This is a genomic window from Mesorhizobium sp. EU05-FHT14A09 (assembly GCF_058790995.1).
On sequence record NZ_JBYTDF010000003.1, the window covers coordinates 256,335 to 276,707 of the forward strand.

A 20,373-nucleotide genomic window follows, 5' to 3' on the forward strand; every position below is an offset into this window, starting at 1 on the left:
ACCTCCGACCGCTGCCGGCCAAGGGACCGAATCCGCGCGCAAGCCGGACGGTGTCGCCGCCCGCTATCTGCGCATGCCCTATGTCGAAAAGGGCATGCAGGTCGGGCTGTTCGGCGGCTCGTTCAATCCACCGCATGCCGGCCATTCGCTCGTCGCCGAGATCGCGCTGAGGAAGCTTGCCCTCGACCAGCTCTGGTGGATCGTCACGCCGGGAAATCCGCTGAAGAGCACGCGCGAACTGGCGCCGCTCGCCGAGCGCATCCGGCTTTCGGAAAAGATCACCACGAATCCGCGCATCAAGGTGACGGCGTTCGAGGCCAGCCATCACATACGCTACACCGCCGACACGCTGGCGCTGGTGCGCGCCAAGAACCCGGGTGTCGATTTCGTCTGGATCATGGGGGCGGATTCGCTGCGCGACTTCCACCGTTGGCAACGCTGGCGACAGATTGCCATGACCTTCCCGATCGCCGTCATCGATCGACCCGGAGCAACCCTGTCCTTCCTGTCTTCGGCAGTCGCCAAGACCTTCGACTACGCCCGGGTCGATGAAGGCGACGCCCCGATTCTGGCGCATATGCGGGCGCCGGCCTGGACCTTCATCCACGGCCCGCGCTCGCTGCTGTCGTCCACCGCGATACGGCAGGCGGCAAAGAAATAGCGCTTTTCCAAGACAGATCAGCACTTTGATGGACAGGTGTGGCTTGGCTTGTCTTGAAACTGCAATGCGACTCTGCCTATCTAATTAACGTCACCTGATTTTGTTGGTGACTTCGTTGTTCTTGTCGTGAAAGGAAAGACACTGAGAACAGCACTGCGGAAGAAGGCCGACATCGTGCCTTCGGCGGCCGGGATAGGCGGCATCGACGCCTCGGCCCGCGCCATCAAGACAGTCCTTGCCAGTCTGGAAGACTCCAAGGCCGAAAACATCGTCTCCATCGACATCCAGGGAAAATCGAGCCTCGGCGACTACATGGTTGTCGCGTCCGGCCGGTCGAACCGTCATGTCACGGCGGTTGCCGATCATCTCCTCAAAGCGCTCAAGGACGCCGGCTACGGCGATGCGCGCGTCGAGGGGCTGGCCAGCGCCGACTGGGTGCTGATCGATTCAGGCGATATCATCGTCCACGTCTTCCGACCCGAGGTGCGTGAATTCTACAATCTTGAAAAGATGTGGCAGGCACCCGATCTCGAGGAAGAGACCCTCCACTGAGCCGTGAGGCTCCTTGGAGCAATTCCAGGAAAAGTGCGCAGCGGTTTTCCGTCCGGAATTGCGTGAAAACTGAGGGTTAGAGCGTTTCCGCGTTTCCGTTAAAACGGAAACGCTCTAGAGGCAGGGATGAAGATCATCATACATGCCGTGGGCCGGATGAAAGCCGGCCCCGAAAGAGATTTGGCAGCTCGTTACTTCGATCGCTTCGCCAAAAGCGGTCCCGCGCTCGGGCTCGAATTCTCCGGTGTCACCGAAATCCCGGAGAGCCGTGGCCAGACCGCCAGCGAACGCCGGCGCGAGGAAGGCCAGAAGCTGCAGACCCTGCTGCAACCCGGCGGAGCCTTGATCCTGCTCGACGAGCGGGGACGGTCGTTTTCCTCCGAAGAGTTCGCCGGCCGCATCGGACTGTTCCGCGACGGCGGCCGCAAAGCTGTGGTCATAGCCATCGGTGGTGCTGACGGTCACGATCAGTCGCTGCGCGACCAGGCCGATCTGGTGGTGTCGCTGGGCGCCATGACCTGGCCGCATCAATTGGTACGGGTGATGCTGGGCGAACAGCTTTACCGGGCGGGAACGATCCTTGCCGGGCATCCTTACCACCGATCATGACAGAGCATTTTGTAGCCGACTGGGATCACCTGGCGTTACAAAAATGCGGCAAAAACAAAACTTGGAGCGCTTCCGCGTTTCCGTGAAAAACGGAAACGCTATATCTCTTGTTTAACGCAATTTCCGGACGCAAAACCGCTGCGCACTTTTGCTGGAATTGCTCCAGCGGCAGCCCGGCCGACCGATTTTCGCCCCATTGCGGTCCGAGAAGGCCCGCGGGCAGGGCGCGGACATTTATGGTTGATGGTTCGTTAACGAAGCCGGAAATACAGTCGGCCTCCATGTTTGAGCGTATGGAATCGAAACCCCGTTTCATGCGCGGCTGCTTGATTGCTGCCGCGCTTGTCGTGTCGTTTTCCGCGCACGCCGAAAACACGCTCGACACGACCACCGGCATGGATGAAAGCCGTGCCGAATATGAGCGGGTTTCCAAGGAAATCACGCTTTCCGCCGAACGGCTGAGCAAACTCGCCGCCGATATCGCCACTGTTAAGAAGGATTCGGCTTCGGTCACAGCGGCGCTGATCCAGTCGGCCAAGACCGAGCAGAAGCTCGGCCAGGATATCGAGGACATCGGCGGCAAGCTCGGCGGGCTGAAGGATCAGGAAAAGAAACTGCGCGAATCGCTTGCCGCTCGCCGCGATGTGTTGGCGGAAGTGCTCGGTGCGCTGCAGCGTATGGGGTTGAACCCGCCCCCCGCCATTCTGGTCAAGCCTGAGGATGCGCTGTCATCGGTGCGCAGCGCCATTCTGCTGGGAGCGGTGGTGCCCGAATTGCGGCACCGCACCGAGATCGTCGTGACCGAACTGAAGGAGCTGTCGCGCGTGACGGCTTCGATCGAGGCGGAACGGACGCGGCTGGCGGCGGCGGTGACCGATCAGCTGGCCGAGAAGCAGCGGCTCAACCTGCTGCTTCAAGCCAAGGAGAGATTGCAGAACGAGACCGAAACCGCGCTGGCGGGCGAACAGAAAAAGGCGCGCGACCTTGCGGCGAAGGCGTCGAGCCTGAAGGATCTGATCGCATCGCTGGACGCCGAAGCCGAAAAAACGCGCAAGGCGGAAGAAAAAACTCGCCGGGAGGCTGCGTCCCAGGCGGATGCCGACGCCAAGGAAGCGGCCGCCGGGGTTCCGGAAGCGAACCGCCTGGCCTCCTCCGTACCGTTTTCGGCCATGCAGGGTCAGGTGTCGCTGCCCGTGACAGGCAAGATCCGGCGCCGTTTCGGCGGCGAGGACGGCACCGGCGGCACCATGCAGGGCGACATGGTTGCGACACAATCGGGCTCCATCGTCACCGCGCCGGCGGATGGGAGTGTCCTTTATGCAGGACCATTTCGTTCCTATGGACAACTCTTGATCCTGAATGCCGGCGACGGCTATCATGTCGTTCTGGCCGGAATGAGCAAATTGAACGTAGCGGCTGGCCAGGCCGTGCTCGCGGGTGAGCCGATCGGAACCATGGGCGAGGCCCGCGTAGCGAGCACATCGGCAACGCAGAATGGAAATACCACGCTGGAGCTCTACATCGAGTTCCGCAAGGATGGAAAACCCGTCGATCCTAACCCATGGTGGGCGGAGCGATTTTCTGGAAGGACGTAAGATGATGCGGAAACTGTCGCTCTTGGTTGCTGGCGCGCTGATGGGCGCGTCTGCCATGAGCCTGGTTTATGGGGTTCCAAGCTCGGCGGCGAATGCGGCAGGCTCCGACACCTATAAGCAACTCGCCATTTTCGGCGATATCTTCGAGCGCGTGCGCGCGCAGTATGTGACGCCGCCGGATGACAAGTCTCTCGTGGAAAATGCGATCAACGGCATGCTGTCGTCACTCGATCCGCATTCGTCCTACATGAATTCCGAGCAGGCGCAGGACATGCGCGTGCAGACCAAGGGCGAGTTCGGCGGTCTCGGCATCGAGGTCACGATGGAGAACGACCTGGTCAAGGTCATCACGCCGATCGACGATACGCCCGCGGCGAAAGCCGGTGTGATGGCAGGCGACTACATCGCCAAGATCGATGGCGACGAAGTCCGCGGCCTGACGCTCAACGACGCCGTCGACAAGATGCGTGGCGCGGTCAACACGCCGATCAAGCTGACCATCCTGCGTCAGGGTGCCGACAAGCCGATCGAATTGACCGTGGTGCGCGACATCATCAAGGTCAAGGCGGTGAAGTTCCGCGTTGAGAACGACATCGGCTACATGAAGATCACCTCCTTCACTGAGAAGACCTATGACGATATGCAGAATGCTATCGCAGAGATCAGGAAGCAGGTGCCGAAGGACAAGCTGAAGGGCTATGTGCTCGACCTGCGCCTCAATCCAGGTGGCCTGCTCGATCAGGCCGTGTCGGTTTCCGACGCCTTCCTGAAGCGCGGCGAGATCGTTTCGACGCGTGGCCGCGATCCCAAGGACGTGACCCGTTTCGACGCCAAGTCCAAGACGACCGATGAGATCGACGGCAAGCCGCTGGTGGTGCTCGTCAATGGCGGCTCGGCCAGTGCCTCCGAAATCGTCGCCGGCGCGCTGCAGGATCTGAAGCGCGCGACGGTTGTCGGCACACAGTCCTTCGGCAAGGGTTCGGTGCAGACCATCATCCCGCTTGGCGAAAACGGTGCGCTCCGCCTGACCACGGCGCTCTACTACACGCCGTCCGGCAAATCGATCCAGGGCAAGGGTATCACGCCCGACATCAAGGTCGATCAGCCGGTGCCGGCGGAACTGCAGGGTCGTGATCTGACCCGCGGTGAGTCCGACCTCAAGGGTCACATCAAGGGCGCTGAAGAGAGCTCGCAGGGGTCCGGCTCCGCTGCCTATGTGCCGCCGGATCCGAAGAACGACCTGCAACTGATCTTCGCTGAACAGTTGCTGCGTGGCGAAAAGACCGATCCGGCCTTCCCGCCGAACCCCGACAAGGCGGTGATGAACCAGTAAGACTGGCGCTTCGCGGCGGTTCTTTCAAAGGATACTGGCCGCTCGAACCAAGCAATGCGATGCTGCCGGGACCGCAAGGTTCCGGCAGTTTGATTCGGGGACTTGCCTACGCAGGGGTTAGCGGCTTGGCGGATTTCACCAAGGAGATCGAACGCCCGCTCGGACAGTCGGTCCGGGCGCCCGCGCCACGTCCTGCGCGGCGGTTTGGCCGCGGACAGATGGCAGCGGCTTTGGCGGTTTTGGTGGTTGTTGGCGCTTCAGCGGTGATCGCCCTCGGCGAAAAGCCGTTCCGCAAGCCCGAAGTTGTCGCCACTTCCGTGGCGCAGGACACCAAGCCGGTTGAAACGGCGGCCCAGGCCCCGGCTGCGGCACCAAAGCCGGCGGCGCAGCCGAAGAAGAGCGACGGGCCGCAGATCATCCGCGTTCAGCCCACCGAGACGGGCGGGCAGGCCGGCATCGTCATCCAGGACGCTTCCGCCGTCGGCCAGAACCTGTCCGTCGCGCATCTGCCCGACAAGGCGCTGATCGAAGACGGGGAAGGCGGTCCCTTGCCGATCCGATCGGCCGATGGCCGGCGACCGTTCGATGTCTATGCCCGGCCATGGTCCGGTGCGCGGGGTGCCCGCGTCGCCATCGTCATTGGCGGGCTCGCCGTGTCGCAAACCGGTACGCAATCGGCGATCGCCAAGCTGCCCGGCGAAGTGACGCTCGCTTTCGCTTCGCAAGGCAACAGCATCGGCCGCTGGATGCAGGAGGCACGTCGGCGCGGCCACGAGATCGTCATGCAACTGCCATTGGAACCGTTCGATTATCCCAACGTGAATCCGGGCCGCAGCACGCTGACCGTCGACGCCGGTGAGGAAGAGAACCTGAAGAACCTGCGCTGGGTGCTGTCGCGGACGACGAACTATACGGCAGTGATGAATTACATGGGCGCGCGTTTCTCGGGGGATGCCGAGGCCTTTGCGCCGGTGATGGCGGAACTCGCCAGGCGAGGCATCGGTTATCTCGACGACGGATCGTCGGCGCGCAGCGTCGCACCCGACCTAGCGAAGAAGGACGGCGTGCCGCTGGCGATTGCCGACACTGCGATCGACGGTGTGCAGGAGCGTGGCGCCATCCTGAAAAAACTAGATGAGCTCGAAGCGACGGCCCGCGCCAAAGGATATGCCGTCGGAACGGGCTCGGCTTTCAATGTCACCGTCGATGCTGTCGTGTCCTGGGTGAACGAGGCCAAGAAACGCGGTATCGAGATCGTGCCGATCTCGGCAGTGGCGATCGATCCGGAGCGGAAATAGGCATGGCGAAGAACAGACTGGTCGATCCCGAAACCCTGCCTTATCGCCCTTGTGTCGGCGTCATGGTGCTGAACGACCGAGGGCTGGTGTGGGTCGGACACCGCATCGCCGAACCGGACAGCGAATTTTCCGGCACGACGCAGCTCTGGCAGATGCCGCAGGGCGGCATCGACAAGGGCGAGGAGCCGCTGGTCGCGGCGCGGCGGGAAATCTATGAGGAGACCGGGATGAAAAGCCTCGATCTTCTTGCCGAGGCGTCGGACTGGATCAACTACGACCTGCCGCGCGATCTGGTCGGCATCGCCTTCAAAGGACGCTATCGCGGCCAGACACAGAAATGGTTCGCATTCCGCTTCCGCGGCGATGAAAGCGAGATCAAGATCAATCCGCCCCCCGGTGGCCATGACGCGGAGTTCGACGACTGGGCTTGGAAGCCGATGGACGACCTGCCCAATCTCATCGTGCCGTTCAAACGGAAGGTCTACGAAGAGGTCGTTGCAGCCTTCCGGCATCTGGTGGCATAACCGTTGCAGGAGCCAATCGTATTGCCGCGTGGAGTCGAAGATGGTCGATGCCGCGAGGATTTGCGCAGGAAAAGGAGATAGAGCATTCCGCCGTTTCCAAGAACGGTGAAAGCTCTAGACCACCCGAATTGACTGAAAAGACGCTCCATACGCCGGTGCAGCCCGATGAGGCGGCAGCCGGTGCCATCCTCACCATCGATCTCGGTGCCATCCGCGAAAACTATCGCCGGCTAAAGGCTCGCCTCGAAGGCGTTGCCTGCGCCGGCGTCGTCAAGGCTGACGGCTACGGGCTTGGTGCCGCGCAAGTGGCGAACGTTTTGCGCAAGGAGGGATGCGACACCTTCTTCGTTGCTCATCTGTGGGAAGGCATTCTGCTGCGTGACGCCTTGGGCGCTTTGCCGGCCATTTTCGTTCTGCACGGGTTTCTGCCGGGATCAGAAGTGCAAGGGGAGGCTGCCGGACTCATCCCGGTCGTCAACAGCACCGGACAGCTCGCTGCATGGCGCAATCTTGCGCGCCGGCTGGGCAAGACACTGCCGGCGGCGATCCAGGTCGACAGCGGCATGTCGCGTATCGGCATGGCGCCGGTCGAGGTGGAAGCGCTGGCGGCCGATCCATCCGCCTTCGAAGGCGTCGAACTCAAGCTGGTGATGAGCCATCTCGCTTGCGCCGATGAGCCGGAGCATGGCGCCAACGAGGCCGAAAGACTGGAGTTCGAACGGCTGCGCAGGATGCTGCCACCGGCACCGCTTTCTTTTGCCAACTCCTCCGGCATCTTTCTCGGCAAAGCCTATCATCACGACCTGGCGCGCCCGGGAGCCGCGCTTTACGGCATCAATCCGACGCCGGGGCGCAAGAATCCGATGCAGCCGGTGATCAAGCTGGAAGCCAAGGTGATCCAGACCCGCCAGATCAGCGCCGGGGCAGGAGTCGGCTACGGCCACACTTTTCACGCCAGCGGTCCGCTCAGGACGGCGACGATCGCGCTGGGCTATGCCGACGGCTGGCATCGTCGAACTTCGGCGGCAGCCTTTTTCGATGGCGCCGAATTGCCGTTCATTGGCAGGGTATCGATGGATTCGATCATCCTCGACATCTCCGCGTTGCCCGAGGGACGGCTGAAGGAAGGCGATCTGGTCGAGCTCATTGGCCCGTCGCATCCGCTGGACACGGTGGCCGATGTCGCCGGCACGATCGGCTATGAGGTGCTGACCAGCCTTGGCCGTCGCTTCCACCGGCGCTACGTCGGCGGCTGAGCGATCCCGTCATGCTTGACAAGCCGTGTCGGGTCGGCAAGGCTCGCGACATGAGCACTCTCGCCCATATCCGGACCTGCTTCAGGATCTGCCCTATCGCGGGAGCGTAGCCCCGGCGCGGACGCCCTCGTGCGTCCGTCCGTACCGGGGCTTTTTTCAAAAACAGAATTGATTTTCGAACTGAAGGCGGTGTGAACGCGCGTCGGTTCGATTGAAGGCCGCCACGCGTGCGGCCGGCCATGCATCGTCCCGATGCATCATCAACCCGAAGGAATCCAACATGCAAAGATCAATTAAGGTCCGTCCACCCGATACCATTCTGGTGACTGCGAATGACCATGGCCGCTTGACCGGCCTGGCGCGGGCATCGCTCGACCGGCTGCCCGACACCGCCGAAGAACTGCTTTCCGAAATGGACCGCGCAATAGTAGCTGCCCCCGGGACCCTGCCGGATACCGTCGTACGCATGGGATCCACGGTCGTTGCGCGAAACAGCGGCGGCGCCGAACAGCGAATGACGCTGGTGTATCCGGCCGAAGCGGACATTGCCGCTCAACGAATTTCCGTGCTTACGCCGCTGGGAACCGCTCTAATCGGCGCCGCGGTCGGCGATTGTGTTCGCTGGACCACACGCGACGGTCGCGAGATGGCGCTCGACATTGTCGCCGTCGAGCCGCCGCATGCGGATCGATCCGCAGGTGAGGCCCGGGCATGAACAGGACCTGCCGCCTCACCACCAAGGATTTCGCCATTCTGGAAACGATGCTGGAGCGCCGGCGCGCGCTGGACGATCCGCTGGTGCCGGTTCTGGAGAAGAAGCTCGCCAATGCCATGGTGGTCCTGATCGATTCCATCGATGCCGATGTCGTGACCATCAACAGTCGCGTCACGTTTCGCATCGGCGCCAATCCGGCGGAAACGCGCACTGTGATCCAGAACGAGGTCCGCGGCGTCGTCGGCGCCAGCCTGCCGGTGACGACGCCATGGGGACTTTCGCTGCTTGGCATGTCGGAGGGCGAAACCGGCTTCGTCGAACGGCCGGGCGGCGAGAGCGATCCGATCCGCGTCGTCAAAGTGTTGTTCCAGCCGGAAGCGGCGCGTCGTGCGAGCATCGCCCGACAGGCACGGCCGGCGCTCCGACTGGTCTACAGTGCCAATAGCATTATGCCACCACTTGGCGCGGTGGAGAAAATCCGGCAGACAGGGGCCGATGACGATCCGGGCGGCCCGACAGCGGCTTGACCGGGTGATTGGAGCACCTCCCGTTCGTTTGGACACGAAGGTGTTTCCGGGTCTTGAGGTTGCGCATCGTGCCGAGGATCACTCTGATTTTCGGGCCGATGCGCCGGGGCGAATGCGATCAAGGCATTCCGCTCCATCTTTATTTGTCGCATGATTCCGTAGCTTTCGGGATCGTGCTCTAGGAGCGGGGCGTATGAGAATTCTGGTACTTGGCAGCGGCGTGATCGGGGTGACCGCCGCTTATTATCTGGCGGAAGCCGGTCATGAGGTGACGGTGGTGGACCGCCAGAATGGTCCTGCACTGGAAACCAGCTTCGCGAATGCTGGCGAAGTTTCGCCGGGTTACTCGTCGCCCTGGGCAGGACCCGGTGTTCCGGTCAAGGCGATCAAATGGCTCCTGATGCATTTCGGTCCGCTGGTGATCCGCCCCAAGGTCGATCCAGCAATGGTGTCCTGGGTGCTGAAGATGCTGCGCAACTGCACCGAGGCACGTTATGCGGTGAACAAGGCGCGCATGGTGCCGATCGCCGAATACAGCCGCGATTGCCTGAAGGCGCTGCGCGCAGAAATCGGCATCGCATATGACGACCGTGCCAAGGGCACCCTGCAGCTGTTCCGCAACCAGAAGCAGCTTGACGGCACCGCCGGCGATATCGAAGTGCTGAAGCAGTTCGGTGTGCCTTACGAGGTGCTGGATCCGGCCTGCTGCATCGGCGCGGAGCCGGCGCTGGCCAACGTCAGGGGCAAGTTCGTCGGCGGTCTTCGGCTGCCGGGCGACGAAACCGGCGATTGCAAGATGTTCACCGAAAGGCTCGCCGAACACGCGGCCAAGCGTGGCGTGAACTTCCGCTACAACACATCGATCAAGGGCATCGCCACCGAAAGTGGGCGTATCGCCGGGGTCGATACCAGCGAAGGCCTGCTGAAGGCGGACGCCTATGTCTGCGCGCTCGGCAGCTATTCCCCGATCATGCTGAAGCCGCTCGGCCTTTCGATACCGGTCTATCCGATCAAGGGATATTCGATCACGGTGCCGATCTCTGATGCCGCCGGTGCGCCGGAATCGACCGTCATGGACGAGACCTACAAGGTCGCGATCACGCGCCTCGGCGATCGCATCCGCGTCGGCGGCACCGCCGAGATTTCCGGATATGACCTTGCCCTGCGTCCGGCGCGGCGCGCGACGCTCGAACACTCGGTCACCGACCTGTTCCCACGCGGCGGCGACGTGTCGAAGGCGAGTTTCTGGTGCGGGCTCAGGCCAATGACGCCGGACGGCCCGCCGATCATCGGCAAGACGCGCTACGACAATCTTTTCCTCTCCACCGGCCACGGTACGCTGGGCTGGACCATGGCTTGCGGATCGGGGCGGGTGCTGGCCGACATCGTGTCGGGCAAGAAGCCGGATATCGACGTCGGCGAACTTGGCATGTCCCGCTACGCCTGATCCTGTTTTGGGAACACGCCGGAACTTGCGAAGTTCCGGCGTGTTGAATGCCAGCGTTGCCGGCTGTTGCTATGCCTTCAGCGAACGCGGCTGCTCTTCCGACTGATACATCGAGATCTGGTGGCCGTCCGGGTCGGCGATCTCGGCCGACCATCCCCCCGGGGCATGGCTGACCGGCGTGACGATGGTGGCGCCTTTTTCCGCCAGGCCGGCAACGACGTCGTCAATGCCGCCTTCCGCGATCTCGAAGACGATGATGGGCGAGTTGCCCGGTCGCGATTCCTGCTGGAAGAAAATCAGTTCGATGCCGTTGGCGGTCTTGGCCATCAGCCAGTCATGGCCATCGCCAGCATCGCCCATATTCTCGATCTCGAGGCCGAGAACGTCGCGATAGAAGGTTTCGGTGCGGCCGATGTCGGCGACGAAATAGCAGATGGTGCCAAGCTTTCTGTTGCGAAACACGGGTGTCTACTCCTGGTTCGAGGGTTTGCGTTGGCTCTGTTGCCGCGCCATGCCGATTTGTGAGGGGATGCTCACCAAAAAAAGATGACCATCGGGGTCATGGCTGGCGAGAAGCACGCCGTCGCGACGGGCCGGTCCGAGCAGCGCGTGGCGGATACGGCCGAAATGCAGCGTGCCGTCGAGGCCGGGAATATCCTCCAGCCGATCGCCACCGGCGTTGCGCCAGCGCCGCCGGATCTCGGCGATGCGTTGCCGCAAGGTCGGGTCGGAGAGCTGCAGCAGCCAGATGATCTCCTGGCGCGTATGGCCGGTCAATGCGAGCAGCGCGGTGGTTCGGAGCGCCGCTGGCAACGTCGCCACAAAGGCGCTGGGCATGATCTCCTGCGTGACGGACGCTGCTGGTTCAGCCTGCCAGCGGGTTTCGCGCTGGCGCCGGCGTATGGCGGTGCGGGCTTCGAATGCGGCCCGCTTGCGGATGGCGCCCTGCAACCATCGGCGATTGTCGGGACAGGAAAGATCGCAGCGGCCAGCCTCGATTGCCGAAAGCAGCACGGCCTGAAGAAGATCTTCCGCCTCGTCCGGCCGCCTCGACGCGCGTTGGGCTTGGCGCATCAGCTCGACATAGGGTCGCGACAACACAATTTTCTCCCGAGCTGAAACGCCCAGCCTCTTTGTTTTGACGAAATTGCGGACGGAAAACCGCTACACACTTTTCCTGGAATTGCTTCTAAAGAAACAGGGCGCGATCCTTTTCGACAAGTCCGGCTATGAAGGAAGCCACCACCTGGATTCGCCTGAGCTGGCGTACGCTCTCATGGTAGACCAGCCAGTAGGCGCGGCGGATGGGCGGGGCCGCTTCCACGGACACCAGTTCGGGCATCGAACGGGCGACGAAGGTGTGCAGGATGCCGACGCCGGCGCCGGAGCGTACGGCTTCCGCTTGGCCCATGGCCGAGGATATGGCGAATGTCGAATGCCAGTCGTGGCTGAATTCTGCGGCATAGTCGAGCGACTGGCTGACGATCAGGTCCGGCACGTAGCCGATCAGTGTATGGTCTTTCAGGTCTTCGCGATTCCGCGGCAGGCCATTGTTTTCCGCATAGGCGCGAGAGGCGTAGAGGCCGAGCGTATAGTCGACCAGCTTGCCGGCGACCAGCCGGCCTTCCGTCGGCCGCTCCACCGTGATGGCAATATCGGCCTCTCGTCGCGACAGTGAGAAAGACCGGGGTACCGGCACCAGCTGCACGGTAAGCTCCCGATGCAGCGCTGTCAGCGCACCGAGCCTTGGTGCGAGATAGGCAACGCCGAAACCGTCGGGCGCACCAATGCGCACCGTGCCGGAAATGTCGTCGCCTTCGCCGGCTACCGTGGAGCGGGCGGCGATCATTTCGGCTTCCATGCGTTCGGCGATGTCGAGGAAACGCTCGCCGGCCGGTGTCAGTTCCGAGCCCGTGGTGAGCCGCCGAAACAGTTTGGTGCGCAACGCCTCTTCCAGGGTGGCGATGCGTCGGGAGACGGTGGCGTGGTTCAATTCCAGCCGTTTGGCCGCTCCCAGGATCTGGCCGGTGCGGGCAACGGCAAGGAAGATGCGCACGTCGTCCCAGTTCATGATATCTCCATGGTGGTCGTGAGGTCCTGCGGTGAGGAAAAGTGAAGCATCTTTGCGTCGTTTGATGCTTGTGTCCAGATCGATCTATAATTTTTGCACAACGGCTGCGATTTCGCTCACGTTGCGTTCCCGTTCCTAAAGACGGAGAATGGTTTCAATCAAAATCCAGGGAGAGAACCATGATCGACTACGGTCATTTCGTCGGTGGCAAGCGTGTCGCCGGGACCAGCGGCCGCAAGCAGGACGTGATGCAGCCGATGGACGGCTCGGTGCGCGGCACCGTGGCGCTCGCCTCGAAGGCTGAACTGCGCGCCGCGGTGGAGAATGCAAAGGAAGCACAGGTGAAATGGGCCGCGGTCAACCCGCAGCGCCGCGTCCGCGTGCTGATGAAGTTCCTGGAACTCGCCAACCGCGAATATGACTCGCTCGCCGACATTCTGGCTCGCGAACACGGCAAGACCATCGCCGACGCCAAGGGCGATATCCAGCGTGGTCTCGAAGTCGTCGAGGTCTGCATCGGCGCGCCGCACATGATGAAGGGCGAGTTCACCGATGGCGCCGGTCCCGGCATCGATGTGTATTCGATGCGCCAGCCGCTCGGCGTCGTTGCCGGCATCACGCCGTTCAACTTCCCGGCCATGATCCCGTTGTGGAAGATCGCCCCGGCCATCGCCTGCGGCAACGCTTTCATCCTGAAGCCTTCCGAGCGTGATCCGGGCGTGCCGCTGCGCATTGCCGAACTGTTCATCGAGGCTGGCCTGCCGGAAGGCGTCCTCAACGTCGTCAACGGCGACAAGGAAGTGGTCGACGCCATCCTGGACGATCCGGACATCAAAGCCATCGGCTTTGTCGGCTCGACGCCGATCGCGCAGTACATCTATTCGCGCGGTTGCGCGGCAGGCAAGCGTGTGCAGTGCTTCGGCGGCGCCAAGAACCACATGATCATCATGCCGGACGCCGACATGGACCAGACCGTCGACGCCCTGATCGGCGCCGGCTACGGGTCGGCCGGCGAGCGCTGCATGGCTATCTCCGTTGCGGTTCCGGTCGGCAACGACACCGCCAACCGGCTGATGGAAAAGCTGATCCCGCGTGTCGAGAGCCTGAAGGTTGGCCCCTCGACCGATTCCGCCGCAGATTTCGGCCCGGTCGTGACCAGTCAGGCGCTGGAGCGCATCAAGGGTTACGTCGATCTCGGCGTCAAGGAAGGCGCCAAGCTGGTTGTCGATGGCCGCGGCTTCAAGATGCAGGGTTACGAGAACGGCTATTACATGGGTGGCTGCCTGTTCGACGAGGTGACGCCTGACATGACGATCTACAAGGAAGAGATCTTCGGGCCGGTGCTTTCGGTGGTGCGTGCACCGCGCTACGAAGATGCGATCAAGCTCGCCAACGACCACGAAATGGGCAATGGCGTCGCCATCTTCACCCGCGACGGCGACGCTGCGCGCGATTTCGCCAGCCGCGTCCAGGTCGGCATGGTCGGTGTGAACGTGCCGATCCCGGTCCCGATCGCCTACTATACCTTCGGCGGCTGGAAGGCTTCGTCTTTCGGCGATCTCAACCAGCACGGCCCGGACGCATTCCGCTTCTACACCAAGACCAAGACGGTCACCTCGCGTTGGCCGTCGGGCATCAAGGATGGTGCGGAATTCGTCATTCCGACGATGAACTAGCCCGACGTTTTCGGGTTTGCGCGTCCTCGCCGCGAAGCGGCTGCGGGCGCGCCGCTGAGCATCAAGGATGGCGCGGAGTTTGTCATTTCGACGATGAACTAAGCCGATCCATCGTGCTGAAAATAGAACGGGCGCCTCTGGCGCCCGTTTTTTTATGCCTCGTCTTCTTCCTCGACTCCCTGCTGGTATTCGAGCAGATCGCCTGGCTGGCAGTCGAGTTCGGCGCATATTCGAGACAATGTCGAAAACCGCACACCCTTCACCTTGCCGGATTTGAGCAGCGACAGGTTCTGCTCGGTGATACCGACCTTGCTGGCGAGTTCCTTCGACCGCACCTTGCGGCGTGCCAGCATGACATCGAGATTGACGACGATCGGCATCAGATGAACCGCTTGTTTTCGTTTTCGACTTCTGCGGCCACGGTCATCAAGTGCCCGAACATCACCAGCACGCCGGACACCAGCAGGGTCAGCAGTTCGGGCGTTCCAAAACCGATGGAAAGGAAGCGCTGTCCGGGCGGCATGTCGATAGACAGGATCAGGGAAACGACAGGCCGTGAGACAAGAATTGCCAGCGCGTTGACGAAAAAGGCGATGCCGGCGCGGCGCAGCCAGCGGGCGGCCTCTATGCCTATCGTTTCGTGTCGGGCGATTGCACGGAAGGCAGAGCGAAGACTGAGCAGACCGAAAACCATCGGTACCGTTTGAGCCAGGAAGGCCGCCGCCAGAAGAACGCCGGTGATATTCGAGCCCTGCGCGGGGATGGCAAAATCATATTGCTGGGCCGCGAAGGGAACGAATTTGTTCGGCTGGGCGAGCGCCCATGCCAGTCCAATTCCTGCCACAGCCAGGATCACCGCGATGATTGCGGTGACGAAAAACTCCAGCTGCCGGCTCAACCGGCGGGCACGCTCACGTTCTGTCATGATGTGGTCCTTATCTTGACGATTACATTTATTATCGTAAAACAATAATAATTGGCTGTCAAATATGGATATGATCATGCTGAAATGTATATCGCGCATCTGCGTTGTCACTGCCGCTCTTGCCATTGCAGGCTGTGCCTCCGTCACCCCTTCCGCCCTTCTCAAACTTGCCAGGATGGATCCGTTGTCGGCGGATCCGAAGATCCTCGCCGTCGCGGCTGTGATGCCGGCCGCACTCAAGCTGCGTACCGGCGATGTCGTGCTGGACTTTTCGCTGCAGGCGCCGGGGCCTTATGGTCCGGTGCAGGAGATCGCGATGCTCGAAATCGTCGAGGGCGACAAGACACCGGGCGTCGCGGCCAGCCCAAGTTTCGAGCACATCCAGCAAGCCAAGGTCGCGGCGAAGGATGTCGAGCGGCTGGCGGCGGGGTTGGCAAAGGCACGCGCCTTTCGGGAGACCGGTCGACGCGATGGAAAAGGCAATATCTCGGTGACGATCAAGGGCGGTTGCCGCAGTGGCGTCATCCATGATGGCCCGCTGACCGCGGCGATCTACATGCGTGTGAAACCGGGCGAGAAATTCTTCCCGCTCACAACGGCTATCGATCTGCGCGCCTTGTTCGGCAGTGACGCCATCGCGCGGTTCCCGGCCTGTTCGGACGGATGACGGCGCGGCGCTTGTTTTCGCGGCGACTGCCACCATATCGAATCATGAAGGTCCGCGATAAGTCGGGGCCATGCGGGTAAACACAAGGAGCGACATGATGAGGTCGCTGCGTTCCGCCTTGAGCGCATCGGTATATTGAGGCTGCCCATGTGCCTCCCTCGGCCGATGCAAGCGGGCGAAGGAGGTGCCGGATGGCACGTCATTCAGCTTTTCGATGGTTGAAGTCGCTTGCCGCTGCCGTTTTGATGACTTTTACGCCATCGCAGGCGGACGCGCAGGTCAGTTGCGGTCCGCGTGACGTCATCGTTGCCAGGCTTGGTCAACTCTTTCAGGAACATCAGGTTGGTTACGGCCTTATCGGCGAGGTCGCAGTCGTCGAGATCTATGTTTCGACGGCCGGTACCTGGACGGTTCTGATCACCGATTTAAGCGGCCGGACCTGCATCATGGGTGCCGGCGACGGATAGGAAAACACGACGACGGCCAAAGTCAGGGAGCGTGACAGCTGAGGGGGCCTATCGCATTGCCGCAGCCTGGGCGTGCAGGCGCAACAGCGCCATCAGCCTGTCGGCTTCGGCCGCGGCTGCATCCTGGTCACGTTCCAGGATGGCGCGGATCAGTGTGACGTGATTTCCAGCCGCCTCGGCGAGACCGGTGCCGCTTTGAAAACGAAACCAGAAACGACGGCTGTGTGTCTGCAGTGGTGCGACCAGCCGGGCGGCGAACTGATTGTCCGCAGCGAGCGCCATTGCCTCGTCGAGCGATTTATCCGCTTCGAGGTATCCGATGACGTCGCTGCCGACGACGGCGTCGTGCATGGCCAGCGCGGTTGCTTGCAGGCGAGCGACGATTTCCGGTGTGGCGAAACGAGCGGCCGAGCGAGCGAGAATGGTTTCGATGCCGCGACGCGCGTCGAGCACTTTCAGCCAGTCTCCCGCATGAAGGGGAGCGATTTCGAGGCCGGCGCGTGGACGCACCGCGACGAGCCCCTCCCAGGCGAGACGCTGGATCGCCTCCCGAACCGGCGTGCGACCGAGTGACAATTTTTCGATGAGGGCTCTTTCGGTGGTGACGCTGCCGGGGGCGAGCTCGAGCGTGACGATCATTTTTTCGAGTACGCGATAGGCTTTGGCGCTGACCGATTCAGCGGTTTCACCACGTTCCGTTTCAAGCTCTGCCGTGTTCAAGGTCGCTTCGTCCGCGTTGATATATTTTTTGATATATCAGCCCGTAAAGCCAATTGACAGAAGGAATTCATAAGAGATATATCAGTGATATATCAGATGGAGAGACCCTATGTGGACTGGAGTTTTCCCTGCCGTCACCACCAAGTTCACGGCTGACGATGCGCTTGACCATGCCGAGATGGAGCGCTGTTTCGCGCTGCAGATGGAGGCCGGCTGCGACGGCATCATCGTGGCGGGTTCGCTCGGCGAAGGCCCGATGCTGTCACTCGACGAGAAGATCGATGTGCTGAAGACGGCACGCAAGGTTGCCGGCAAGAAGCCGGTCCTGCTGACGATCAACGAGGCCGGCACCCGCGAAGCGGCAGCGACGGCCACGCGTGCGGCGAAGGAAGGTGCGGACGGCCTCATGGTCGTGCCAAGCCCGATCTACCATACCAACCCGCAGGAGACCGTGGCTGCGTTGAAGGCGGTCGCGACTGCCGGCGGCCTGCCGGTGATGATCTACTCGAACCGGGTCGCGTATCGTGTCGACGTCACCGTCGAGGTGATGGAAGAACTGGCTTCCGAGCCACTGTTCGTGGCCGTAAAGGAATCCTCCGACGACATCCGTCGCTCGACCGAGATCATCAACCATTTCGGAGATCGCTTCGATCTGTTTACCGGTGTCGACAATCTGGCCTTCGAGGCGCTGTCCGTTGGTGCCATCGGCTGGGTCGCTGGCCTGGTCACGGCCTTCCCGCGCGAGACGGTGGCCATCTACCAGCTGATGAAGCAGGGCCGTCGCGAAGAGGCATTGGCGATCTACCGCTGGTTCCGTCCCCTGCTGGACCTCGATGTCTCGACTTATCTGGTTCAGAACATCAAGCTGGCCGAGGTGTTCGCGCTGGGCACCAACGATCGTGTACGCATGCCGCGTCAGCCGCTTTCGGGTGAACGCCGCAAGGCGGTCGAAAAGGTGGTGAAGGACGCGCTTGCGGTGCGGCCAACCCTGCCGCAGTTCTGAAGTCAAGCGCAAGCCGGGGAGGGGTAGCGAGGTTCGCGTGGCGGAGGAGATCGACATCGCCATCATTGGTGCCGGCATCGTCGGCATCTGTGCTGCTGCGTACCTCTCGGAGGCCGGCCGCAATGTGGTGGTGTTCGACCGGACCGGCGTCTGCGAGGAAACCAGTTCCGGCAATGCAGCCGCCTTTGCCTTTTCCGACGTTCTCCCGCTCGCCCAGAAGGGCATGATCCGCAATTTGCCGAAATGGCTGGCTGACCCTCTGGGGCCGCTGTCCATTCCGCCTGCCTATCTGCCGACATTGCTGCCCTGGTTGTGGCGGTTCTGGCGCGCCGGCGCGCCCCGCCACCATGAAGCGAGCCTCGCCGCGCAGGCGGCGATGATGCGGCTGGCCGAAGCCGAATGGATGGCGCTGATGGACCGCTCCGAGACGCGATCCATGCTGCGCGAGGACGGTTCGCTCGAACTCTACGAAAGCGATGCGGAATTTCGCGCGTCCCTGTCGGGTTGGGGCGCGCGCGACCGCTTCGGCATCGGCTATCGTCATGTCGAAGGCGCAGAGCTTGCCGAACTGCAGCCCGGACTTGCTTCCCGTTTCATCAAGGGCACCTTCGTGCCGGGTTGGAAGACAGTCGCCGATCCCAAGCTGCTGGGAAAGGCAGTCTGGGCTTATGCGGAACGCGAGGGAGCGCGTTTCGAGAAGGCGCCCGTGATGCAGGTCAGCGCCGATGACCGAGGCGTCAGCCTCTCGCTGGCGGACGGTACCAGCCGGCGCGCCGGTCGCCTGCTCGTGGCAGCCGGCGCATGGTCGCGCCAACTCGTCCGCGCCTTCGGCGATACGATCCCGCTCGAGACCGAGCGCGGCTACAACACCACATTGCCGGCCACGGCCTTCGACGTGAAACGACAGCTGATCTTTTCCGGCCATGGCTTCGTCATCACCCCGCTGTCGACGGGATTGCGGGTCGGTGGCGCGGTGGAGCTAGGTGGTCTGAAGCGCGCTCCGAACTTCGCGCGTTCGCGCGCCATGCTTGAAAAGGCCCGGCAGTTCCTGCCAGGCCTCGATCCTGTCGGCGGCCGCGAATGGATGGGTTTTCGTCCGTCGCTGCCGGACTCGCTGCCCGTCATCGGCCGGGCTCATGCCGCAGCCAATGTGTTCTACGCATTCGGGCATGGTCATCTCGGGCTCACCCAGGCGGCCGGCACCGGGCGCTTGATCCGCGATCTGGTGCTGGGGCAAGCTGCGGCGATCGACCTTGCACCTTTTTCTCCAACCCGCTTCTGACTGGACAGGCAAAAATGGCGCGTCACACCTTCACCTGCATCGACGGCCATACCTGCGGCAATCCGGTGCGCCTCGTCGCGGGTGGCGGGCCCTTGCTCAAGGGTTCGACGATGATGGAGCGCCGCGCGCATTTCCTGGCCGAATATGACTGGATCCGCACCGGGCTGATGTTCGAACCGCGCGGCCATGATGTCATGTCCGGCTCGATCCTCTATCCGCCGACGCGCGAGGATTGCGACATCGCCATCCTGTTCATCGAAACATCGGGTTGCCTGCCAATGTGCGGGCACGGCACGATCGGCACGGTGACGATGGCGATCGAAAACGGCCTGGTGAAGCCGAAAACCCCTGGCGTGCTGCGTCTTGATACGCCCGCCGGCCTTGTCATCGCCGAATACAAACAGGTCGGTGAATATGTCGAAGAGGTGCGCATCACCAATGTGCCGGGCTTCCTCTATGCAGAGGGGTTGGCTGTGGAATGTCCGGTGCTCGGCGAGATCAAGGTCGATGTCGCCTATGGCGGCAACTTCTACGCCATCGTCGAGCCGCAGCAGAACTATCGGGATATGGCCGATCATTCGGCTGGCGATCTGATCGCCTGGAGCCCGGTCGTGCGCAAGCGTCTGAATGAAAAGTACAGTTTCGTGCATCCGGAGAATCCGGGGATCAACAGGCTGAGCCACATGCTCTGGACGGGCGCTCCGAGGCACCCCGAGGCGCATGCGCGCAATGCCGTGTTCTACGGCGACAAGGCGATCGATCGCTCTCCGTGCGGTACCGGAACCTCGGCCCGCATGGCGCAGCTCGCCGCGAAGGGAAGGCTGAAGGAGGGCGACGATTTCGTGCACGAATCAATCATCGGCTCGCTGTTCAGGGGCCGCGTCGAGAAGGCGGTTTCGGTAGCCGGCAAGCCTGCGATCGTGCCGTCGATCGGAGGTTGGGCGCGCATGACGGGATTGAATACGATTTTCATCGATGACCGCGACCCGTTCGCGCATGGCTTCATCGTCAACTAAGCGATCGAAAATGGGTTTGTCGGCGAATA

At 62.2% G+C, this 20,373-nt stretch carries 23 protein-coding genes; 17 read left to right on the plus strand and 6 right to left on the minus strand.

What is annotated here, in order from left to right; translation table 11 throughout:
* Positions 1 to 73: 73 nt before the first annotated feature.
* The 11 genes from AC3WTO_RS12805 (at position 74) to AC3WTO_RS12855 (ending at position 10,517) form a co-directional block, all read left to right on the plus strand.
* A complete protein-coding gene (locus AC3WTO_RS12805; RefSeq protein ID WP_492461536.1) occupies positions 74 to 661 on the plus strand; it encodes a nicotinate-nucleotide adenylyltransferase in 588 nt (195 codons plus the stop codon).
* A gap of 174 nt (positions 662 to 835) precedes the next feature.
* Entirely contained in the window at positions 836 to 1,213 is a 378-nt protein-coding gene (gene rsfS / locus AC3WTO_RS12810) for a ribosome silencing factor (protein ID WP_492461537.1), read from the plus strand.
* 126 nt (positions 1,214 to 1,339) lie between these two features.
* Positions 1,340 to 1,822 (plus strand): 23S rRNA (pseudouridine(1915)-N(3))-methyltransferase RlmH, encoded by a 483-nt coding sequence (rlmH, locus tag AC3WTO_RS12815; RefSeq protein WP_492461111.1) that lies wholly within the window; start codon positions 1,340 to 1,342, stop codon positions 1,820 to 1,822.
* 293 nt (positions 1,823 to 2,115) lie between these two features.
* Entirely contained in the window at positions 2,116 to 3,417 is a 1,302-nt protein-coding gene (locus tag AC3WTO_RS12820; RefSeq protein ID WP_492558414.1) for a murein hydrolase activator EnvC family protein, read from the plus strand.
* 1 nt (position 3,418) lies between these two features.
* The gene (locus tag AC3WTO_RS12825) at positions 3,419 to 4,750 is read left to right on the plus strand and encodes a S41 family peptidase (RefSeq protein ID WP_492461114.1); all 1,332 of its coding nucleotides are present in this window, start codon (positions 3,419 to 3,421) and stop codon (positions 4,748 to 4,750) included.
* 125 nt (positions 4,751 to 4,875) lie between these two features.
* On the plus strand, positions 4,876 to 6,048 hold the full coding sequence (locus AC3WTO_RS12830; RefSeq protein ID WP_492461115.1) for a divergent polysaccharide deacetylase family protein: 1,173 nt from the start codon (positions 4,876 to 4,878) through the stop codon (positions 6,046 to 6,048).
* Between the two features lie 2 nt (positions 6,049 to 6,050).
* A complete protein-coding gene (locus tag AC3WTO_RS12835) occupies positions 6,051 to 6,572 on the plus strand; it encodes an RNA pyrophosphohydrolase (RefSeq protein WP_492461116.1) in 522 nt (173 codons plus the stop codon).
* 47 nt (positions 6,573 to 6,619) lie between these two features.
* Entirely contained in the window at positions 6,620 to 7,828 is a 1,209-nt protein-coding gene (gene alr, locus AC3WTO_RS12840) for an alanine racemase (protein ID WP_492461117.1), read from the plus strand.
* A 280-nt stretch (positions 7,829 to 8,108) separates the two neighbouring features.
* Complete coding sequence (gene rnk / locus AC3WTO_RS12845; protein ID WP_492461118.1) at positions 8,109 to 8,543, plus strand: nucleoside diphosphate kinase regulator; 435 nt, start codon at positions 8,109 to 8,111, stop codon at positions 8,541 to 8,543.
* Positions 8,540 to 9,070 (plus strand): GreA/GreB family elongation factor, encoded by a 531-nt coding sequence (locus tag AC3WTO_RS12850; RefSeq protein ID WP_492461119.1) that lies wholly within the window; start codon positions 8,540 to 8,542, stop codon positions 9,068 to 9,070. The genes rnk and AC3WTO_RS12850 overlap by 4 nt, the downstream gene beginning before the upstream one ends.
* 193 nt (positions 9,071 to 9,263) lie before the next feature.
* Positions 9,264 to 10,517, plus strand: a complete 1,254-nt coding sequence (locus AC3WTO_RS12855; RefSeq protein ID WP_492461120.1) for a D-amino acid dehydrogenase — start codon at positions 9,264 to 9,266, stop codon at positions 10,515 to 10,517.
* A 69-nt stretch (positions 10,518 to 10,586) separates the two neighbouring features.
* Here AC3WTO_RS12855 and AC3WTO_RS12860 read toward each other — a convergent pair whose 3' ends face one another.
* The 3 genes from AC3WTO_RS12860 to AC3WTO_RS12870 form a co-directional block, all read right to left on the minus strand.
* A complete protein-coding gene (locus AC3WTO_RS12860; RefSeq protein WP_492461121.1) occupies positions 10,587 to 10,979 on the minus strand; it encodes a VOC family protein in 393 nt (130 codons plus the stop codon).
* Between the two features lie 6 nt (positions 10,980 to 10,985).
* On the minus strand, positions 10,986 to 11,618 hold the full coding sequence (locus AC3WTO_RS12865) for an RNA polymerase sigma factor (RefSeq protein WP_492461122.1): 633 nt from the start codon (positions 11,616 to 11,618) through the stop codon (positions 10,986 to 10,988).
* A gap of 88 nt (positions 11,619 to 11,706) precedes the next feature.
* Positions 11,707 to 12,588, minus strand: a complete 882-nt coding sequence (locus AC3WTO_RS12870; protein ID WP_492461123.1) for a LysR family transcriptional regulator — start codon at positions 12,586 to 12,588, stop codon at positions 11,707 to 11,709.
* Between the two features lie 179 nt (positions 12,589 to 12,767).
* On the opposite strand from AC3WTO_RS12870, the gene AC3WTO_RS12875 reads away from it, so the two are divergent.
* A complete protein-coding gene (locus tag AC3WTO_RS12875; RefSeq protein ID WP_492461124.1) occupies positions 12,768 to 14,264 on the plus strand; it encodes a CoA-acylating methylmalonate-semialdehyde dehydrogenase in 1,497 nt (498 codons plus the stop codon).
* 152 nt (positions 14,265 to 14,416) lie between these two features.
* On the opposite strand, the gene AC3WTO_RS12880 is transcribed toward AC3WTO_RS12875, so the two are convergent.
* Positions 14,417 to 14,644 (minus strand): helix-turn-helix domain-containing protein, encoded by a 228-nt coding sequence (locus AC3WTO_RS12880; protein ID WP_492461125.1) that lies wholly within the window; start codon positions 14,642 to 14,644, stop codon positions 14,417 to 14,419.
* Positions 14,644 to 15,267, minus strand: coding sequence for a hypothetical protein (locus tag AC3WTO_RS12885; protein ID WP_492461126.1), 624 nt, complete (start codon positions 15,265 to 15,267; stop codon positions 14,644 to 14,646). The genes AC3WTO_RS12880 and AC3WTO_RS12885 overlap by 1 nt, the downstream gene beginning before the upstream one ends.
* Between AC3WTO_RS12885 and AC3WTO_RS12890 the strand changes: the two genes are divergently transcribed.
* Together AC3WTO_RS12890 and AC3WTO_RS12895 are read left to right on the plus strand one after the other, a co-directional pair.
* Positions 15,266 to 15,856, plus strand: coding sequence for a hypothetical protein (locus tag AC3WTO_RS12890; RefSeq protein ID WP_492461127.1), 591 nt, complete (start codon positions 15,266 to 15,268; stop codon positions 15,854 to 15,856). The two genes, AC3WTO_RS12885 and AC3WTO_RS12890, sit on opposite strands and share 2 nt — an antisense overlap.
* A 191-nt stretch (positions 15,857 to 16,047) precedes the next feature.
* On the plus strand, positions 16,048 to 16,323 hold the full coding sequence (locus tag AC3WTO_RS12895; RefSeq protein WP_492461128.1) for a hypothetical protein: 276 nt from the start codon (positions 16,048 to 16,050) through the stop codon (positions 16,321 to 16,323).
* 48 nt (positions 16,324 to 16,371) lie between these two features.
* Here AC3WTO_RS12895 and AC3WTO_RS12900 read toward each other — a convergent pair whose 3' ends face one another.
* Positions 16,372 to 17,043, minus strand: coding sequence for a GntR family transcriptional regulator (locus AC3WTO_RS12900; protein WP_492461129.1), 672 nt, complete (start codon positions 17,041 to 17,043; stop codon positions 16,372 to 16,374).
* A 109-nt stretch (positions 17,044 to 17,152) separates the two neighbouring features.
* Between AC3WTO_RS12900 and AC3WTO_RS12905 the strand changes: the two genes are divergently transcribed.
* From AC3WTO_RS12905 to AC3WTO_RS12915, 3 genes are read left to right on the plus strand one after another with little or no spacing between them, the layout of a single operon-like run.
* Positions 17,153 to 18,046, plus strand: coding sequence for a dihydrodipicolinate synthase family protein (locus AC3WTO_RS12905; RefSeq protein WP_492461130.1), 894 nt, complete (start codon positions 17,153 to 17,155; stop codon positions 18,044 to 18,046).
* 37 nt (positions 18,047 to 18,083) lie between these two features.
* On the plus strand, positions 18,084 to 19,328 hold the full coding sequence (locus AC3WTO_RS12910; RefSeq protein WP_492461131.1) for an NAD(P)/FAD-dependent oxidoreductase: 1,245 nt from the start codon (positions 18,084 to 18,086) through the stop codon (positions 19,326 to 19,328).
* A gap of 14 nt (positions 19,329 to 19,342) precedes the next feature.
* Positions 19,343 to 20,344 (plus strand): 4-hydroxyproline epimerase, encoded by a 1,002-nt coding sequence (locus AC3WTO_RS12915; RefSeq protein ID WP_492461132.1) that lies wholly within the window; start codon positions 19,343 to 19,345, stop codon positions 20,342 to 20,344.
* Positions 20,345 to 20,373: the final 29 nt, after the last annotated feature.

Bases quoted from the DNA above. Each gene is read 5' to 3' on its own strand.
- AC3WTO_RS12805 (WP_492461536.1), top strand. From the start codon at position 74: ATGCCCTATGTCGAAAAGGGCATGCAGGTCGGGCTGTTCGGCGGCTCG.
- rlmH (WP_492461111.1), top strand. From the start codon at position 1,340: ATGAAGATCATCATACATGCCGTGGGCCGGATGAAAGCCGGCCCCGAA.
- AC3WTO_RS12820 (WP_492558414.1), top strand. From the start codon at position 2,116: ATGGAATCGAAACCCCGTTTCATGCGCGGCTGCTTGATTGCTGCCGCG.
- AC3WTO_RS12825 (WP_492461114.1), top strand. From the start codon at position 3,419: ATGATGCGGAAACTGTCGCTCTTGGTTGCTGGCGCGCTGATGGGCGCG.
- AC3WTO_RS12835 (WP_492461116.1), top strand. From the start codon at position 6,051: ATGGCGAAGAACAGACTGGTCGATCCCGAAACCCTGCCTTATCGCCCT.
- alr (WP_492461117.1), top strand. From the start codon at position 6,620: ATGCCGCGAGGATTTGCGCAGGAAAAGGAGATAGAGCATTCCGCCGTT.
- rnk (WP_492461118.1), top strand. From the start codon at position 8,109: ATGCAAAGATCAATTAAGGTCCGTCCACCCGATACCATTCTGGTGACT.
- AC3WTO_RS12850 (WP_492461119.1), top strand. From the start codon at position 8,540: ATGAACAGGACCTGCCGCCTCACCACCAAGGATTTCGCCATTCTGGAA.
- AC3WTO_RS12855 (WP_492461120.1), top strand. From the start codon at position 9,264: ATGAGAATTCTGGTACTTGGCAGCGGCGTGATCGGGGTGACCGCCGCT.
- AC3WTO_RS12870 (WP_492461123.1), bottom strand. From the start codon at position 12,588: ATGAACTGGGACGACGTGCGCATCTTCCTTGCCGTTGCCCGCACCGGC.
- AC3WTO_RS12875 (WP_492461124.1), top strand. From the start codon at position 12,768: ATGATCGACTACGGTCATTTCGTCGGTGGCAAGCGTGTCGCCGGGACC.
- AC3WTO_RS12880 (WP_492461125.1), bottom strand. From the start codon at position 14,644: ATGCCGATCGTCGTCAATCTCGATGTCATGCTGGCACGCCGCAAGGTG.
- AC3WTO_RS12890 (WP_492461127.1), top strand. From the start codon at position 15,266: ATGCTGAAATGTATATCGCGCATCTGCGTTGTCACTGCCGCTCTTGCC.
- AC3WTO_RS12885 (WP_492461126.1), bottom strand. From the start codon at position 15,267: ATGATCATATCCATATTTGACAGCCAATTATTATTGTTTTACGATAAT.
- AC3WTO_RS12895 (WP_492461128.1), top strand. From the start codon at position 16,048: ATGGCACGTCATTCAGCTTTTCGATGGTTGAAGTCGCTTGCCGCTGCC.
- AC3WTO_RS12905 (WP_492461130.1), top strand. From the start codon at position 17,153: ATGTGGACTGGAGTTTTCCCTGCCGTCACCACCAAGTTCACGGCTGAC.
- AC3WTO_RS12915 (WP_492461132.1), top strand. From the start codon at position 19,343: ATGGCGCGTCACACCTTCACCTGCATCGACGGCCATACCTGCGGCAAT.